This is a genomic window from Halalkalibacter oceani (genome assembly GCF_023715605.1).
Lineage (GTDB): Bacteria > Bacillota > Bacilli > Bacillales > Bacillaceae_D > Halalkalibacter > Halalkalibacter oceani.
In genome coordinates this window covers 1-18,043 of record NZ_JAMBOL010000014.1, presented here as the reverse complement: position 1 = coordinate 18,043, position 18,043 = coordinate 1, and the positions used below count along the sequence as shown (strand labels likewise).

General features: G+C 43.3%; 10 protein-coding genes and 1 pseudogene. 2 read left to right on the top strand and 9 right to left on the bottom strand.

What is annotated here, in order from left to right; all coding sequences use genetic code 11:
• Nucleotides 1–20: 20 nt before the first annotated feature.
• From galU to M3202_RS22575, 4 genes are all read right to left on the bottom strand, one after another.
• A complete protein-coding gene (galU, locus tag M3202_RS14695; protein ID WP_251224073.1) occupies nucleotides 21–902 on the bottom strand; it encodes a UTP--glucose-1-phosphate uridylyltransferase GalU in 882 nt (293 codons plus the stop codon).
• A gap of 117 nt (nucleotides 903–1,019) precedes the next feature.
• The gene (locus tag M3202_RS14690) at nucleotides 1,020–1,859 is read right to left on the bottom strand and encodes an alpha/beta fold hydrolase (protein ID WP_251224072.1); all 840 of its coding nucleotides are present in this window, start codon (nucleotides 1,857–1,859) and stop codon (nucleotides 1,020–1,022) included.
• A gap of 409 nt (nucleotides 1,860–2,268) precedes the next feature.
• The gene (locus M3202_RS14685; RefSeq protein WP_251224071.1) at nucleotides 2,269–2,469 is read right to left on the bottom strand and encodes a hypothetical protein; all 201 of its coding nucleotides are present in this window, start codon (nucleotides 2,467–2,469) and stop codon (nucleotides 2,269–2,271) included.
• Nucleotides 2,470–2,574: 105 nt separating this feature from the next.
• Nucleotides 2,575–5,472, bottom strand: a complete 2,898-nt coding sequence (locus M3202_RS22575) for a cadherin-like beta sandwich domain-containing protein (protein WP_251224070.1) — start codon at nucleotides 5,470–5,472, stop codon at nucleotides 2,575–2,577.
• A gap of 144 nt (nucleotides 5,473–5,616) precedes the next feature.
• On the opposite strand from M3202_RS22575, the gene M3202_RS14675 reads away from it, so the two are divergent.
• Nucleotides 5,617–8,205: a winged helix-turn-helix domain-containing protein gene (locus tag M3202_RS14675; protein ID WP_251224069.1), complete on the top strand. Its 2,589-nt coding sequence runs from the start codon at nucleotides 5,617–5,619 to the stop codon at nucleotides 8,203–8,205.
• 652 nt (nucleotides 8,206–8,857) lie between these two features.
• Here the strand turns inward: M3202_RS14675 and M3202_RS14670 are convergent.
• The 5 genes and pseudogenes from M3202_RS14670 to M3202_RS14650 all read right to left on the bottom strand — a co-directional run bounded on the left by M3202_RS14670 (nucleotide 8,858) and on the right by M3202_RS14650 (nucleotide 15,963).
• The gene (locus M3202_RS14670; protein ID WP_251224068.1) at nucleotides 8,858–9,454 is read right to left on the bottom strand and encodes a TetR/AcrR family transcriptional regulator; all 597 of its coding nucleotides are present in this window, start codon (nucleotides 9,452–9,454) and stop codon (nucleotides 8,858–8,860) included.
• Nucleotides 9,455–10,158: 704 nt separating this feature from the next.
• The gene (locus M3202_RS14665; RefSeq protein WP_251224067.1) at nucleotides 10,159–12,807 is read right to left on the bottom strand and encodes an RCC1 domain-containing protein; all 2,649 of its coding nucleotides are present in this window, start codon (nucleotides 12,805–12,807) and stop codon (nucleotides 10,159–10,161) included.
• Nucleotides 12,808–13,600: 793 nt separating this feature from the next.
• Entirely contained in the window at nucleotides 13,601–13,915 is a 315-nt protein-coding gene (locus M3202_RS14660) for a hypothetical protein (protein ID WP_251224066.1), read from the bottom strand.
• 643 nt (nucleotides 13,916–14,558) lie between these two features.
• Nucleotides 14,559–14,896, bottom strand: a pseudogene (locus M3202_RS14655) (zinc ribbon domain-containing protein YjdM).
• Nucleotides 14,897–15,096: 200 nt separating this feature from the next.
• Nucleotides 15,097–15,963 carry a phosphorothioated DNA-binding restriction endonuclease gene (locus tag M3202_RS14650; RefSeq protein WP_251224064.1) on the bottom strand — a complete coding sequence of 289 codons (867 nt, stop codon included), beginning with the start codon at nucleotides 15,961–15,963 and terminating at the stop codon, nucleotides 15,097–15,099.
• A 504-nt stretch (nucleotides 15,964–16,467) separates the two neighbouring features.
• On the opposite strand from M3202_RS14650, the gene M3202_RS14645 reads away from it, so the two are divergent.
• Nucleotides 16,468–17,481, top strand: coding sequence for a LacI family DNA-binding transcriptional regulator (locus M3202_RS14645; protein ID WP_251224063.1), 1,014 nt, complete (start codon nucleotides 16,468–16,470; stop codon nucleotides 17,479–17,481).
• Nucleotides 17,482–18,043 lie beyond the last annotated feature (562 nt).

Here is an 18,043-nt window from a genome sequence, read left to right as displayed (position 1 = left end):
ACCCCCTCCCTTCATCGCCTTTACGCGATTGTGACGTTCATCAGTTCTTCCATGTAGGCTCTCAACTCTTGACTGAGCCCCTCTCGCTCCATGGCAAAGTCCAATGTTGCTTTCAGAAAGCCGAGCTTATCGCCAATGTCATAGCGTTTTCCCTGGAAGTGATAAGCAAGCACATGATGGGATTGATTCAGTTGTTTCAAAGCGTCAGTTAACTGGATTTCGCCTCCTGCACCAGGCGTAATTGTGTGTAGAAGTGGGAAGATGTCGGGTAAGAGGATGTAACGTCCCATAAGTGCATAGTTCGATGGCGCGTGGTGGAGAGAAGGTTTTTCAACCAGGTCTGATACGCCGATCACACCTTGTTCGATTTCCAAACCTGCCGGTGCGACAATTCCGTATCTCGATACTTCTTCGTCACGGACAGGCTGAACGCCGACAACAGGAGATTGATAGCGCTCATAAATCGTCATTAATTGCTTCGTACATGGGATAGCCGAACGGACAATATCATCCCCGAGCAGTACAGCAAACGGCTCATCGCCAATAAATGACTGGCAGCACGCAATCGCATGACCGAGTCCTAACGGCTCTTTTTGACGGATATAATGAATGTTGGCCAGGCTCGAAATGGTTTTCACTTCTTCAAGCTGCCGCCATTTTTCCTTGCCGGCGAGCACGCTCTCTAATTCGTAGGAGCTGTCAAAGTGATCCTCAATCGCTCTTTTGCCGCGTCCACTGACAATAATAATATCCTCGATGCCGGACTCGGCAGCTTCCTCGACAATATATTGAATCGTAGGCTTATCGACGATCGGCAGCATTTCCTTCGGCTGGGCTTTCGTAGCAGGTAAAAACCGGGTCCCCAATCCCCCCGCAGGGATGATCGCTTTTCGCACTTTCACCTCATTACCCCCATTCCATACGTCTTATAGGTTTTAGTGTAACAGGTGAATATTAAGGGACTGTACAGCTTTTTTAAAGATCCAGGCCCCGCTTTTTACCCGACTTTTACGAAAACTTTAGACTAAATTGGTTCTACATGTATACCTTACTATATCCGTCACAACATCAAGCGGCTTTTCAATCGAAAGCAGATGACCTGTGTGCTTGTAAGTAATCAGCTCCGCTTCAGGCAGTTCCTTCACAAGGCGTCTGCCAACCGCCACAGGGACGACCTTATCCTCTTCGCCCCACAAAAGCAAGGTCGGTTTTCTAATGTCGCGCAGCTGTTCCGTCGTCAGGTCACCCTCACGATGGCGCGCCAGCCGGACGAGTGATTTATAGAAGTTTCTTTCCTTAAGCGGTCGGCCGAACTCCTCAATCATGTCTGCGGTAATTAGTGCTTTGTTATACAGCACATTTTCCAAATAGTCCTTTACTTCCTTCCGTCCGACATACCACTGAACGAAAGCAGGAAAAAAGGGCATATATGAACTGTACATCAGGGATTTCTTTACTTTTTTCAAATAGCCGGAACTATTTAGCAGCACCAATTTATCGACTTGATCCGGAACTAATTTCGCCGTATACAAGGCGATCTGCCCGCCCATCGAATGACCGACGATAATGACCCGCTCTAGGCCGAAATATTTCAGGCACTTCGCTACAAGTTGCGCATAATTTTGAAACGAATAGGTAAATGAGGTTGATTTGTCACTCCGGCCAAACCCCGGAAGGTCAATCGCGAAAATTGAAAAATGCTCCTTAAGCAGGGGTATCAAACGGTGAAATGTATAGGTGGAAGAGGCAAAGCCGTGAATCAGAAACATCGCCGGCTTGCTCTGATCGATCCAATACTCACAATAGACGCGAAGATGATCGATGACCAAATATGTATGTTTAAGTTGGTTTTCCGTCATTTTCCTCATCTCCGCCCAGTCATTTATAAGGATAGTATGTACGCAGAAGAAGAGATCATGCGAATTTCACTATTAGGGTTGTCTTTTTTGGTAAAGTGGTTGCCTTCTTCATCTGTCATGACTTGAACAAAAAGACGCCAGCCCATTTCTTCTACATTTTTGATTATCATACCAAAAACTAGTTAAGCTGTTATCCCGCAATTTCAGTCGATCTTGGAAATTCCAGCGAAACACCGTTATAAGATCCTTCTGCCAAAAAAACCTCCATCGATACCACCTTAGATAGTGGCACGATGGAGATTTTATTTTGTAACATATTTTTCGTCAATTCGAACCAATGCTTTCTAACATTCGGCTAAGAAGAACCGCCGTCTCTGCGCGAGTCGCTCCTTTTCCCCATTTACAGCATTCAGCTGCTCTGCGGTTCAATAAGAAAAGGGCCATCAGCTGAACCATCACCAAAGGAAAAAGACTGAGAGGCTACACCCACCTCTTGCTCAACGCTTTGGAAAGCTAATCCGAGCAACAATTGTTTCTTCAGCAAACGACACATTTTTTTACTTTCTCCTCTCAAGGAAAGAAAATTTTGCTCCATACTTCCCTTTTTCATTCTTAATCCCTTTTGAGCTCACGTGTTTAATTACATGGTACTCCCCAGGTGAAAAATTAATCGTAACATCAGCCGAGGTTTCTTCCGCTTGTTCAAGACCTAACTTCAAAAGATACCTATTGACCTCAAATAAGACCTAAATAATTCCGTCACCATTTGAAATTGTGCTCTGAGCTCATCTATGAATAATTCTGGAGAGTCATCTGGAATTTCTTTCTTATCCCTTTGTGGGGGATTGCTGTTATTCGACTTCTTCGACCGATTGACGTTGATCTGATATTCCTGCACTGTCATCCCGTCTTGTGCCGTCACTTCAACCGTAATCATATTGCTTCCCACTTCAAGTTCAATAGGAGCAGAAGGTTCACCGCTTAAAGCGATATGGCCATTCATCCTTAAGACAGCATACGGATCATAAGCTGTTGCTAAGACGCTTACCTGTGAAACCGAATAAGGTACAACCACATCGTAGGTGAACTGATCGGCAGCGAAAGCCGGTGACAACGTTCCACCGATTAGTTTTAAATCCTCAAGTGCAGCATTGCTGCTTGCAGCTCTCTGAATCGCTAGCGTGTAGGTCGATGAATGAATCCCGTCCTCGGCTTCAATCTCGATAAGCACGTTCGTGGTTCCGACCTTTAGTGGTATCCTGATCGGGGAGCCACTTGCTTGTGGCTCTCCATTAATCTTTAATTCGGCATTTTTATGATCGACCACAGGCGTGATACTCACTGACGTTGTATTATGAGAAACCTCTATAGAATAGGCGTAGATTGACGGGTCGAAGGTTGGAGACAGCATACCTTCGTTTACGTCGAGACTGCTCAACAGCACATTATCGGAAGCTACCCTTGTAACAATGATCGTGTAGGTTTGCTCGGTTACGCCATCTTGAGCCAGAATGGTGACCTCTATTCTATTGGAGCCTACTGTCAATGGAATTGGATTGTCCGCGAACGCTCCGTTAACGGTCAAAGCACTGACCGAGGCTTTCATATCCACTGTCTCCACCTGAAGATCTGTTACAGCCACCCCGTTGGGTACTGTTGCTGTATATTGATACACATTCGCACTTACCGTCTCATTTAGTGTGATGCCTTGCAAGCTTAGTGAATGAATGTCCGTATTGCTAGAAGGCGCTCGTGTTACTTCAATCACATAAATCTCAGTAGCCTCACCGTCTTCAGCTGTTACGTGAATTTCAAACAGGTTCTTTCCAACCTTTAATACCGCAGGTCCTGTCACGATTTCCCCTTTGTCATTGTAAACCGTATAGGTTGCCTGTGTATGAAGTGTGGATGCTGCAAGCGTTATACTATCGCGTTCATGAGGAACGTGAGATGTATAATGCATGACGTCGGGATCAAAGGAAGGGGTGAGCGGGCCCTCAGCTATACTCAATCCTCCCAACCTTGCCTCAGTCGATGGAAGTATAGTTTGCGTCACTTGAAAGCTCATTGGTTGTATATGGTCGGCTGTGATCGTAATTGTTGCTGTATACAAGCCCGACGTTAGCTCATCCTTCGCTTTCACAGTAAATGAGGAAGATTCTCCAACTATCGTGGTTGCTGGTTGGGTGATCTCAAAGGCCTCTGCATTCGTCCCGCTTATGTTGGCGGATACATTTCTAAGTATGCCCGTACCCGTCCTCACGACCTCCACACTTCTCGTCTCTTGTGTTCCCGATGCATATCCAGACACAAGCTCCGTCAATGTCTGATCGTTAATTGGCGCTATCGAGTAGGTATGGACCTCTTGAGTAACTTGAAAACTCACAGGCTCCATATTGTCAGCTGTTATCGTGACCGTAGCTCTATAGTTTCCCGCTGCTAATTCATTCTTCGCTTCTACTGACATATTGGTCGTTGTCTCTATCGGTGAATAAGGTTGTTGCAAAATAAAAGCATCTTTACCTGGACCATCTATACTTGCATAAACATTCCTCAACGTACCCGCTCCAGTATTTCTAAGAAGAATGTTTCTAGGCCATTTATCTTCCGGCTTATACCCTTCAACAAGATCTGGAAGTTTTATATCGTCAATCGGCTCTAAGGTATAGGTGAGGGGCTGGGGCACCTCTGCAATGACCATGTCATTGACACGACCTATATCGGCAACAACAAGTTCTGCCTCACTACTTGAAATCACTCGATACATAGAGATGACAAACGTATTGTCGGATATACCAAAGTAAATCGTCCCATCACTTGGATCTCGCGCAATAGCTGAAATATGGTGCTCTCCTGAATAATAAGGCTCACTCTGTACAGCTCCTGTACTCAAGCTAGCTTTGCGAATCATCCTCTCATCAGAAAAATAAAGCTCATCGGTTGTTGGATCAACAACTGCACGAATGGGGTTCCCAATATCCGAAATCCATTCCTCGACATTCAATCCCCCTGTATCCATGCGATAAATACTAGAATCACCATATAAATCCCTTATTTGAAAATAAAGATAGTCCCCATTATGGGAAACCGAGAGCCCAAAAAGAAAGACAAAGCCATCGGTAGGCGTATCATAGAGCAGATCGATGGAACCATTCGTTAAGTCTAGGACTAACACTCTTGAAAAAAACGTTCCTGATCCATCTCCATAGGCATCTGAAAAGTACAACTTATGATTACTGGCATCCAAAGCGAACTCATTTATTACATAACCACTAGGGTTGTCATATTGAGCAACTTCTTGTAATGTATCCTGCTTCATTTTGTATATACGATCTCTCGCTGAATAGTAGATGTATCCACCTTCTGAATCAACAGCAATCGCTCTAGGTTCAAAAAAAGCACCTTGCTTAGCAAGCGTCTCAGGAGCGGAACCATTTTGCAAGTTCATTTGCATCACGCTATACTCAGGGTCACCCAATGTATAATACAAACTTGTGTTTGTGTTGGCATAAACTTCTTGATTCGCTATCCTCAAAAAACCGAGGAAACTGAACACCAGTAAGACAATGAGGACAATTACTGTGGCTCGCCTTTTATACTCTACAATTTTCACAGTACTCTCTCCTTTTTTTCCATAGCTAAGTCGCACCTCATTATAAGTAAAGAAAGAGAAAAATGAAATTGACGAATGTTAATTTTTTTCAGACTTTTGTATAATGAGTATATCGAATATTCTAAATTACACGGTGAGGTAATCATGACCAATCAAATTCAGCCAACGATTCTAAAAACAAAAATCACCCTGCCTGTTCCAAAAGATAGCAGTGTTTTACGAAGTCGTTTATTGGATACCCTTAATGCTGGATCGAAGGGTAGATTGACAATCGTAACGGCTCCCGCTGGTTTCGGAAAGACTACGTTGTTGACTCAATGGGCGGATTCAAATTCGCTACCTTGTGTCTGGCTTTCTCTCGATGAGATGGATAATGATACGGTCAGGTTTTGGCGCTATATCCTTCATGCCATAGCATCTGTGCTACCTCAATTAAACCGAGAACATATCTATAATCTGGAGCGAGCCTTATCTGGCTCTTCTATATATAGCTTTTTAGATTCGCTTATTAATGAACTTTTTGCGTCTTCCAAAGAAATCGCCATTCTTATAGATGATTACCACATCATAAATGATGCGCATATCCATGACAGCATTACCTATTTCATCCATTACCTCCCGTCTACGATACATATGATCATTTCTTCCCGCAAAGAGCTACCCTTTTCTACAGCCAAATGGACTGTTCAAAACGAAGTTAGTAGCATCGATATGGAGCAACTTCAATTTACCTTGGATGAAGCCGAGTTGTTTTACACAAATGTTAACGAGCTCGAGTTATCGCACCAACAAATTGGAAAACTGCATGAACAGACGGGTGGCTGGGCGGCAGGTTTACAGTTGGTAACACTCTCGATTCGTTCAAAAACCGACTACGATCACTTTATTCAAGAGTTCAACGGAGACCATCGGAACGTTTCAGATTTTTTGTTTCAGGAAGTAATGTCAGGTCTCCCTGATGAATTGTATACGTTTTTGTTAGATAGTTCGGTCCTCTCCAGGATGAATGCTCCGATTACCGATGCAATCACAAATCGTTCAAACAGCAGGGATATGTTAGAGATGATCAAACAATTAAATCTGTTCATTATCCCACTTGACGATCAAAATAGTTGGTTCCGTTATCATCATTTGTTTGCGCAGTTTCTACAGGGAATGTTTAAAAAGAACAGCCCTGAAGGATGGCTTAGAGCTAATCGTATGGCGAGTGAATGCCTCGCCTCATACGGCTTCATGGACGAGGCCATCCATCACGCATTGGAAGCACAAGATTTTGACTTGACCCAAAGATATTTAGCGCAAAATCTCCCTAATGTGCTGCGCCAAGGAGAGCACAAGACTTTGCTTCTTTGGTTTCAGCGCATACCGGATAAAACCTTACTTACTCCAGAGATGTCTCTCTTGTACGCCTTTGTACTCTTGCTAAACAGCGACTTTCTTGAAGCGGACCGGTTATTGGAAAAAGTGGAGCAGGAAAGCTCGTCAATAGATGAACCAAGTCGCAAAGGACAGCTACAAAGTGGCATCCTGTTTGTTCGCGCCAACTTGATGTTTCTAAATGGGGACTTCAAAAAGTGGTTGAAATTCGTTGAAGGTATACGAGACCGCATATTGCCGGAAAACGCTGTTTTTTACAATTACAACTATAACTTGTCAGAGCCTCTAGTAAGACGCACACCACTCGGTCTCAAGGGCGTTCTCTCTGCTGATACAGACACCATTGGTCGCATGTTCAATGAAATTCTGGAATCTCATGGCTGGACACAATCGCTCATTAACTTATATGTGAAACAATCTTTGTGCGAAGGCTATTACGAATGGAACGAGTTGGACAAAAGCCGCAAGCTACTGAATGAGGTCGAAAGAAATACGTTGCAGATGCCAGTTCCCGGATTGTTCATTCCACTGGTGATTATGCAAGCACGCTTCCACATCGTCGACCAAAATTTTGATCTTGCTCACGAACGGATTCGTGATGCGATCCAGTCTACTTCCGAAGCCCACTGGCTGCGACTGCTTCATGCTTTTCAAATTCGATTGTACCTGCTCGAAGGCCGGCTCATACAAGCAAAAAAAGAAGCCGAAAAACTAGGCTTAACCGCCGAGGCGTACCCAGCTTTCAACCAAGAATATGCTAATATAGCACTGGTGCGTCTGCTCGGCAAGCAACGCAAGGAAGCGGAAGCGCTCCGCCTTCTGGAGCGAATGAAGCCTCAGGCGGCAAGAGAGCAACTAATCTCGAGCCTAGTGGAAATTTCAGCTTTGCAATCTTTATTAGAATACCAGCGAGGACTAAAGGACAAAGCTACGCAACACATCCACGAAGCACTAATGCTAGGCGAACAAAATCGATATGTACGAAGCTTTCTGGATGATGGAGCTGACATGAAAGCTGTTTTGATGCATTATTTAAAAGTGAAACAGCACGAACCTTCCATGTTTCCTTCTTCAGAAGTGACTGAGAACTATGTCCACCAGTTAGTTGCATCATTTCCAAAAGAAATCATGTCCCAAAAGCAGCATAAGGAAGAGCTCGCCGAGCCATTGAACCGCAATGAAATAAATCTTCTCCGTCTGCTGAACCAAGGGGCAACCAACAAGCAAATGGCCGAAGAACTTGCCTTATCCCCAGGCACCGTGCGGGTGTACCTTTCCCGCCTGTATGAAAAGCTCGGAGTCTCCTCCAGAACCCAGGCTTTACTTGCTGCTCAGAACCTCAAGCTGCTGGAATAAACGCTTTATCATTTAAAGTCGAAGTCATGCCATTCACTTTCTTAATAGCTCGTTATCATGTGATTGAGGCTACCACAACTCAAGCCGCAAGCCCTAACTTACGACCTAATCGGTGGGAGTCTCGCATGACTATGTTTTTAGCAATCTGAGCTCCTCCTAAGCTAGTTGACTATTACCATCAATCAAATGATAGATAATAGATTGTCATCAAAGAAGTTAAGATCTTGCTAAGAAACCAATCATCATTAATACAAACGCTAAGAGATAAATCAATAAAATGAGACCAATCACAATAGGGGCTACATTCTTTGTAAACCCTATTTCTTTTTTGTTTGTCGGCAATAACAGTAAGAATTAAACTTACAACTCTTAACACTCTAGAAATAAAGAAACCCATGTAAGGAATAACCTTAATGAGTCCTTCTTTTTCATAATCTCGACTAACAAATACGTTTTCACTTGAATATCATATTCCCATCTTTTGCTGCCTCCGTTTTACAATCACTTGTGATACGCCTAACAGTGAAAAGCTCAGGACCCACAGCAGTTCCTTGCATAACACTTGAACAAATTAGTGAAATTTGTATTTACTTTAACTAGACGAATGAACAATAGATGCCGTTTAGCCATTACCCTTCCTTCGCCTTTCATTTTATTTCAAAAGCTTGATGAATCCCTCAAGCATTATGTTGGGATCAAACGTACCAAATAAAAAAGAGGTCGCGGAGTAACCTTCGCTGAACCCCCACATTTGCGCCGCAATCAGGCTGCTGTCTTTATCGCTTGCAACCCAACCGCCTTCTTTCAGAACATCGACAAACATCGCAATCTCATTGATCCAAGCCTGATAGTACTTCCTTAGCCTGTTACGGGCTTCTGGATCCTCCTTCGTCTGCAAATAGAAATCGATCAGAACCAAAAACCATTTTCGCTCATCCTTCATTCGGCTTTCCAACTCGAACAGGCACTTGTCCAATACTTGCTCCAGCGTTGTTTCATCTTTGTTGTACTTACGGGGAAGGTCTATCCAACCACTCCTCTGCCTAGCCCTCTCCTCCAATAAGTGAAAAAAAACCTCCTCCTTCGTATTGAAATGGAAATAAAACGCACCTCTCGTGAATCCAGCTCGCTCCACAATGTCTTCAATTCTCGTTGCCGCAAAGCCTTTTTCCAAAAAACAAGCCAACCCTGATTCAATTAGTTGACGGTAGGTAGCCTCACGTTTCAATTGAAACTTGGTTTTATGCAATTCATTCACCTCTTCGCTAAGATGTACAATTTATTGGGAAAGCTGTAGTCATCACTTTCTGTAATAATACCTGACTACAAGACCAGCGTCAAAACTACTTTTAAACGCGATCATTAGTTCATAAGGTATAGGCTCCAACTTCAAATGTAGCCGGATGCACCAAAGTATAGTGACCTCTCACTCCACTGTACAGCTTCGTATACGGCGATTTTAATTTCATACTAAACATATGCCTGATTGTGATTTTCCACATATGAAAAAATAGCTCAAATTAGGCTCCTTCAAGTATGAAGTGAAGAAAACCTCCACTGAAGGAAGTTTCCTTTATTCGTAATGGTTGTTGTTACTACTCAGTAGCAAGGGAGTACAGACAGCACTTTACTTGTAGGGCTATATTTGTAAGCATTGTATAAGCATCTCCAATTTGATGTCATTGGGCTTTCGCTGCTAGCTCGCTAGGATTTTCACTCCTCAAGGATCGCTCATTCTAGGTGAACGTAAAGACACGGAGGGTGAGAAGGTTGGTAATCTCCTTTACAAAATAAAACATTGAGTCCGGTGCAATACCGAACTCATTTTACCCAAGCTGCCTAATGAAATAATAGTGTCTAACTTTTAGGGGTCACTTCACTTTAGTGGGGTTTCTCTACAATCTGGGACACCTCTAGGCGTTTCCTAATATCTCTTCTTATGCAAATTCAGGGTCACTCATGACTTTGCTCTAACATTCTGAGCACCATCACAACCGCTTCTGCCCGAGTCGCTGACTCGTTTGGAGCAAACGTTTGGCCACCGTGTCCCTTGACGATGCCCAGCTTATGGAGTGCTTCCACTGCTCCTTTCGCCCAGTTCGGAATATCCTCATCATCGGCGAAGTCAGTCGGTACACTCGCGTCTACGGGCATCTTCAGCGCTCTGGCAATCATCGATGCCATCTCTGCACGGGTAATCTTCGCATCAGGACGGAAGCTACCGTCCTCGTACCCATTGACGACCCCCTCTTGCACAGCAAGAGCGACCGCGCTTTTGGCCCAGGAGCCAACCTTGTCCTCATCAGTGAAGCGAAGTACCTCACCTGTTCCGTCCCATTTCAATGCGTCCGCAAGTATAACTGTAAACTCGGCGCGAGTAATCGAATGATCAGGTCTGAACGTTCCATCCGGATAACCGCGAATAATTCCTTCAATTACGGCTTGCTTAATGCTGGTTTCTGCCCAGTGTTCAGAAATATCGCTGAAAGCAATCTTCGGATCCTGAATAGGTGGTGATTCCGTTGGATCCATCGCAAATACTGCAAACTTCGTAAAGTGATCGACCTCTACAGCAATATGATTGCCCTCAATCTTGCCCCCAGCAACCTCCACCCACTTCCTCTTCACTTCGTCATAATAGAATACAGCGGGAGCTTGATGATCCTTTAGCTTGGACGGATCGAAAGCAAAGATTAGTGTAATCGGTTTTTTGAAATTCTCCGAAGCGTTTTTTAATATCTCGTAGATCGGACTAGCAAGTATATCCCTTTCCGTCAAAAACTGTTGTGTGTCCGATACTTCTTCAATGGTGAGTATCAAATCTTTGTCGAAAGCGTTAGGTGGAATAATAACGGTGACAGCTTCACCTAAACTAACCTCACCTGTTCTACATGCTGGAAGAGTCAACTGACCATCTGAGGAAACAACTTTGGCATCACATGATGGTGAAGGCGTAATACCTCCACCGCTGTTTCCTCCAGTGACCCTCTTCCACTGGGCATATACCGTGATATCCGCGGTTACTTCTGTGGTAGCATCGAACCAAGCTCCTTCCCCATTTGCAGCCGTGTTCCAGCCTGCAAACGTGTACCCCGTTCGGGTTGGCGGAGTCGGCAGAGTTCCAACGTTCCCTCCATAGACCACCAGCTTTTCCGTTGGATTAGCATCCACATCTCCACCGTTCTTATCGAAGGTCACTGTGTAGGATCCTGATGTCCACTGGGCATATACCGTGATATCCGCGGTTACTTCTGTGGTAGCATCGAACCAAGCTCCTTCCCCATTTGCAGCCGTGTTCCAGCCTGCAAACGTGTATCCCGTTCGGGTTGGCGGAGTCGGCAGAGTTCCAACGTTCCCTCCATAGACCACCAGCTTTTCCGTTGGATTAGCATCCACATCTCCACCGTTCTTATCGAAGGTCACTGTGTAGGGCACTGATGTCCACTGGGCATATACCGTGATATCCGCGGTTACTTCTGTGGTAGCATCGAACCAAGCTCCTTCCCCATTTGCAGCCGTGTTCCAGCCTGCGAACGTGTACCCCGTTCGGGTTGGCGGAGTCGGCAGAGTTTCAACGTTACCTCCATAGACCACCAGCTTTTCCGTTGGATTAGCATCCACATCTCCCCCGTTCTTATCGAAGGTCACTGTGTAGGGCACTGAACTTTGTCCATGTTCATTCGCTCCCCATGCTACAACAGAACCATCCTCCTTCAGTGCTAGCGAATGATACGTTCCCGCTGCGATCGCTATCACTCCAGATTCTGCTTCTGCTGGCACCGTTGTTTGACCGTAATACTCATATCCCCACGCTACAACCGAACCATCCTCCTTTAGCGCTAGCGAATGATAATTTCCCGCTGCGATCGCTATCACTCCAGACTCTGCTTCTGCCGGCACCGTTGTTTGATCGTAAGCATTATTTCCCCACGCTACAACCGAACCATCCCCCTTTAGCGCTAGCGAATGATACGTTCCCGCTGCGATCGCTATCACTCCAGACTCTGCTTCTGCCGGCACCGTTGTTTGACCGTAATCATTATTTCCCCACGCTACAACCGAACCATCCTCCTTTAGCGCTAGCGAATGATACGTTCCCGCTGCGATCCCTATCACTCCAGATTCTGCTTCTGCTGGCACCGTTGTTTGACCTTCACCATTTGCTCCCCACGCTACAACCGAACCATCCTCCCTTAGCGCTAGCGAATGATTACCTCCTGCAGCAATCAAGACCACATTAATCATCACTAATTTATCCCCATACCCCCACGTCTCCACGGTGCCATTCTCTTTCAGCGCCAGCGAATGATCATCTCCGGCTGCAATCGCCACCACTCCAGATTTTGCTCCTGCTGGCACTGTTATTTGACCATATTCATTTGCTCCCCACGCCACCACAGTGCCATCTGCCTTCAGAGCCAGAGTATGATTATCTCCACCCGCGATCGCCAGCATCCCCGTACTACTGCTAATATCCGCTCCTGCGCCATGTACCATGCCAATATTGAAAGGCAGCACAACGCCAGTCACCATCGCCAGCAAGCTTATAACCTGAACAAACTGGCGAAATATCCCTTTGGATATAAAACGACACACAACCATCTCCAACTCTCCCTTTAAAATATAGATTCCTGGCGTTTGCTGAGGCAGACAGGGTAAAGGCCTCCAAGCACACCCAACTGCGTACCCTCACTTTCGTAGAAGATTTTGATTCCAGCCTCACTTCACTATTTCCACTGTCCACTTCAGCTCACCCCATTTCTAATTCCAAGAAGTTATAAAAGTATCATTTTTTTAACTTTTTAACGGCGTATAAAATTAAATACATTTATGAATGTATTTTAACAAACAAAAAAAAGGATCGTCAAGACATTTAACGACTCTTCTCGCTTGTCACTTCAACAGCTTCCCCAATCCCGTAAACCATGAGTCTCGACGACAACAAAGTAATTGTTGAGCAGCTTTTGTTGAACACTCATAATTGAGCAGTTATTCAAAACACCCTTGAACTTGAATATACGTATAAAAATCTTCTACCAGCAAGATTGTATCTGCCATTATGCATCACCCGTTTAGATTAATGTCATTCAAATCTCTTCATATAAATTCAACTGTTTGGATTCTGACCAGGGTTAGGTCAGTCAAAACCCAGCAAAGCATGAAGACGACGGCTTTTATAAACCATCGTTTTTGTGAACATAGCTTCTATCCCACTGGTCACGGATTTATTCCATATGCCGATTATCATTCTTCCTCACGTCAAGTTGACTGAAGTCCGGCCTGCGGCTGATCAATTCCGATGTCAGAGTCATTATTTTTTCCATTTCAAACACCTAAATGGAGGGGATCGGAAGTGGTTCCGTTAACATCCTATCCAAAAGTGCCAGCTTTTCGGCTAATAGTTTGCCTGCTCTTTTCTCTTAGCCAGAAGTCTAATATATTTTTTAAGACCTTTATAGCTTACAATCCCTAAGATCAAAAGAAGTCCGCTCACGATAAACGCGGTGATGATCTGAAGCGGATAAGCAACAGGTATGACGCCCAATGAAACTAACGGCAACGAAGGAAACATCCCGAAAACATGCAAAATCGTATAGCCTGCCAGTCCAATCCCTAAAATCGGGAACACAGGAATGAGAATAGCAAGTGTTGGTACTACAAACAAACTTGCAAAGCTGGCTCCTGTATAAAAAACAATCTTTTTCAGCATAAAAATGCCTCCTCTTTCCATTTCAAAGCGAAAAACTATTATTGTGGCTTCGGCAATATAAGGCAATTACGATAGTGGATAGCTTATTCATCATCTCTGCCCCGCTCACTCTGTCCCCCCAAAGGTCAGTCTGCGAACAGCGCCTAACGTATATTGTATAGAGAGATTTTCTAATTCGTTAATTGACACCAATGGCTTTATGCGATTTTGTTCGGTTTGTTCTTCAATAAAACAACAAAATCGATTAAGCAGATTACCGAAATCAGCGTTTTCCTTAAGTAGCTTACCAACCTTTTCTCCCCGCTCCTTATGACACTAATGTCAATATCAATTTTATGGTATTAAATAAGACAGATAACGGTGTGCTCATAAGGACGCGCTTTCCTGCGTATTACACACCATAAAATAGCTTCCCGTTAAACGGCAAGCAGAAAAACTGTATTACAAGCTGTGAATTTTTTTCGAGCAAAACTTAATATCAACTAATATATATTTACCCATGTTTTGCCGGTCTATGTACCGCTTCCAGTCGTAAAAGGCTGTTGAGAGAGGACCCATGCCAGCAGCCCCGACCCAATAGGAATTGAGGCAGGGCTGTGCGAGGAAGGCCGTTCGTTTATAAACGTAGGAAATTAAAAAGGGCTTAAACTTTCTTCACAAATCCAGATTTAGTTTAATTGCACCAAACCCGTCGATTTTGCAGTCAATATTATGATCACCATCTACCAGGCGGATACTTTTCACTTTTGTCCCCTGCTTGAGAACAGAAGAACTGCCTTTTACTTTGAGATCTTTAATAACAGTAACCGTATCCCCATCATTTAACGTGTTTCCATTTGCGTCCTTGATAACCTTATCTCCTTCATCTTCCGCTTCTTGATTGTTCATCCACTCAAACCCACATTCCGGGCAAACAAAAAAAGTCCCATCCTCATACGTATATTCTGAATGACATGTAGGACAGTTAGGCATTTCGTTCATGGTTGGTTGACTCCTTCATAATTTCAACTTAGTTATAACTTACATTTCTCTAACTCAGACACGCTTATTTTTTCTGCATTATTTATCGGAGGATAGTTTCCTTTATATAAAGAATCCTTTAAGCTGCAAATGAAATTTCCCATAAGAAGTTCCACAATAAGTGAATTGATAATCTATAATTACGTCAGTCAGAAGGCTTTTTAGCCAACATGGTATCGTGAAGGCCCTTTAAATACTTCTCGTACATGCCAATTAATGAATTGTTGCTCAGGCTGGTAGTCTGGATGGATTGGTTTTCGAATGGATTCCCCATGATACTTCATCAACCATTCATTGAACCCACTCGTTCCATGTGCTTCTTCAGAAACAAGCAGTATATTGGAATCTGTTAACGTAAAGACCCCTCTATCAAATAATTTGTGATGCATCGAGCATAGAGCGATACCGTTCTCCTCCTTATCAGGACCACCTGCTTGATGCCATTTAATATGAGCTGCTTCAATGCCAACAAGATTACTACCGAGGCGTACATTAAAGCCGCAAATTGCGCAACTATATTCATATGCACGTAATATTTTATTCCTAAAATCAGGGTCTCTTGATCGCTTTCCTTTGAAATCCATGTCAAGACCTACATGCATTAGAATATCGTCATGAACAGTATCCGGAAAATGATTGTGAAGTAGAATATCGGTTATTTTTCTAATCAAATTTGGATTGTTTACTAACAATGTATAAACTGATTTATTAAATCCACCCCAAACATTTCCAATCAATAGCTTCCGATTATTCGGTCCTATATCTGGGTTACTAAGTTCCCAAATGCCATCCTTCTGTAAACGCACAAATGGCTGCTCTGGGTGGTAAGATTTCCGTTTAGGACCAAATTCGATTAATAGCTCCGTTAATTTCTCTCTTACCTCTGAATAAAGCAGAAGCCTTTCTTGAGTGCTTTGTAACTTTGCTAGTGCATATAACAGAAGAAGAGGTTTATGTGGGGCACGTTGGTCTCCTCGTTTCCATATACTTAGGTTAGTTATTTTTTCAATTACCTCATTTTCCTTCATCGCTATACCCCTAATTATTTCTACGTGTATAAATACAAATAACTCCCTTATTCTTCAAAAAAAAATTAACTCGTTATACGCTCATATAGCTTTCTAATGACATCCATTAACTAAATTATATCTTTTATCTATAGCGGAAATCCATTAGAAATTAAGACAGTTAATTCAAGTCATTATTCCCCTGATGTTCCTTAAGTCATTGGTCACTTCAGGTTCTCATTGTCAGGCCGGAAAGCCGTCTCTCAAATCTCAATAGAGTTATTAAAAACAATCTTGCTGTTTCCATCTTCCCCTCTTCGTATATGAACAGATACCTGGCCAGTGAAGATATTGTAAAAGTGGAAATAGACAAAAACCCATTTCCAGAGTGGGAAACATTTATTGTGCATAGCAGTAACCACATAAACGAGCTCGGACAATTATTTATCGAGCATACTCAAAAAGCATTGGAGAATACTGGATTGCTTCATTCGTTATAATGCAAGCCCAATCAGGAGGTAACGTATGTCTCATCTAAACAAAACAATCAAGGATGTGGCAAAGCATGCCAACGTGTCTGTTGCCACTGTCTCAAGAGTATTAAACAACTTGGATCGAGTCAGTGACAAAACAAGAAAAAAAGTCAAAAAAGCGATTGAAGAGCTTCAATTTGTCCCAAATTCGCTAGCAGCCTCCATGATCACAAAACAAACAAAGATGATTGCCACGATTGTTCCTAATATCCAAAACTCCTTCTACACCTCCGTCATCCAGGCAACAGCCGATGTCGCAAAAGCCGAAGGATACTTCACATTTGTCTTCCCGACAAATGACAGCGTCGAAGAGGAAGAAGCTTTTTTTCAAGGTGTCCTCAGCAAAAATGTTGAGGGCATTGTGTTAGTTGGCACGCAAACGAATCCCGATGCCTACAAAACTATTGATAAACAGATCGTCCTCGTTGACCGCTACATTGAAAATAGCGGATTAGACGGCGTTGTTATCGATAATTTTCGCGGCGCCTATGAAGCTACGACACATATGATTGAAAAGGGACATACCGACATCGCGATTCTCTCAGGACCTACCATCTATTCCAATTGGAAAGAAAGATACTGGGGCTATCAGCAAGCATTAAAGGATCACGGCATCAAAGCAAACCCTGCCTACATGAAAGAAGGAAACTGGCAAGAGGATTCCGGTTATGAAATGACACTCAATTTAATGAGAATGGATCAACCACCAACAGCAATCTTCGCAACAAGCTACATCCTATGTACATACGCCATCAACGCCATCCGTGATATGAATCTCGTCATAGGCGAGGACATCTCCTTAGTCGGCTTCGACGAAAATGACCTCGCCCAATTCATCCGCCCAAAAGTCACCGTCGTCCGGCGCCCCACCTACGAAATGGGCACCCACGCCGCCACGATGCTCATTAACAAACTGAAACACAAAAACAAACTAGACCCACACCCAAAAAAACTCACCCTCAGCGTAGAATTACTAAAGAACGGCTCTGTTAAGGATTTGAAGTAGGGAAGTGATAGATATGGGGAGAGAAAAGAAGCTCATATAGGTTAAAGCCTATGTGAGCTTCTTTTCACTTACATTGACGGACTTTTTCTAAAATTCTAGTGCTGTAGAGGTTAGTACTTGTTAGATCAACAAAGAAGAAGGGGTAAAACGACGACTGGTTTAAGGGAGGGATGTTTATCGAGTATAACTACCCTTTGTTTTATGACTATTTGTGATATGGTTCTTCGTAATGCATCTAAATGAGGTTGCTTGATAATGAATTAATTATTTTAGGAAATTTCAATATGTATAATTCTTACTAGTTTACTAAATTCTATTACTTTATAATATAGTTTAATATAAGAAAAGTTTACGAGGTGGGAATTTATGTTTTATTTGTTTTTGCTAGTATTAACAGTTTTTCCTTTTATTTTTCTTAATTTAACAAATAATAATTGTTAATGCTGGTTAAAAACGTCCACTTGTTGACGGTATTGTTTGTCCAGGGATTGACGGATATAATGTCATTAACCACCCTGAAGAAAGGAAAAGACGCCTTCCATAATGTCGGCCATTACCAGTG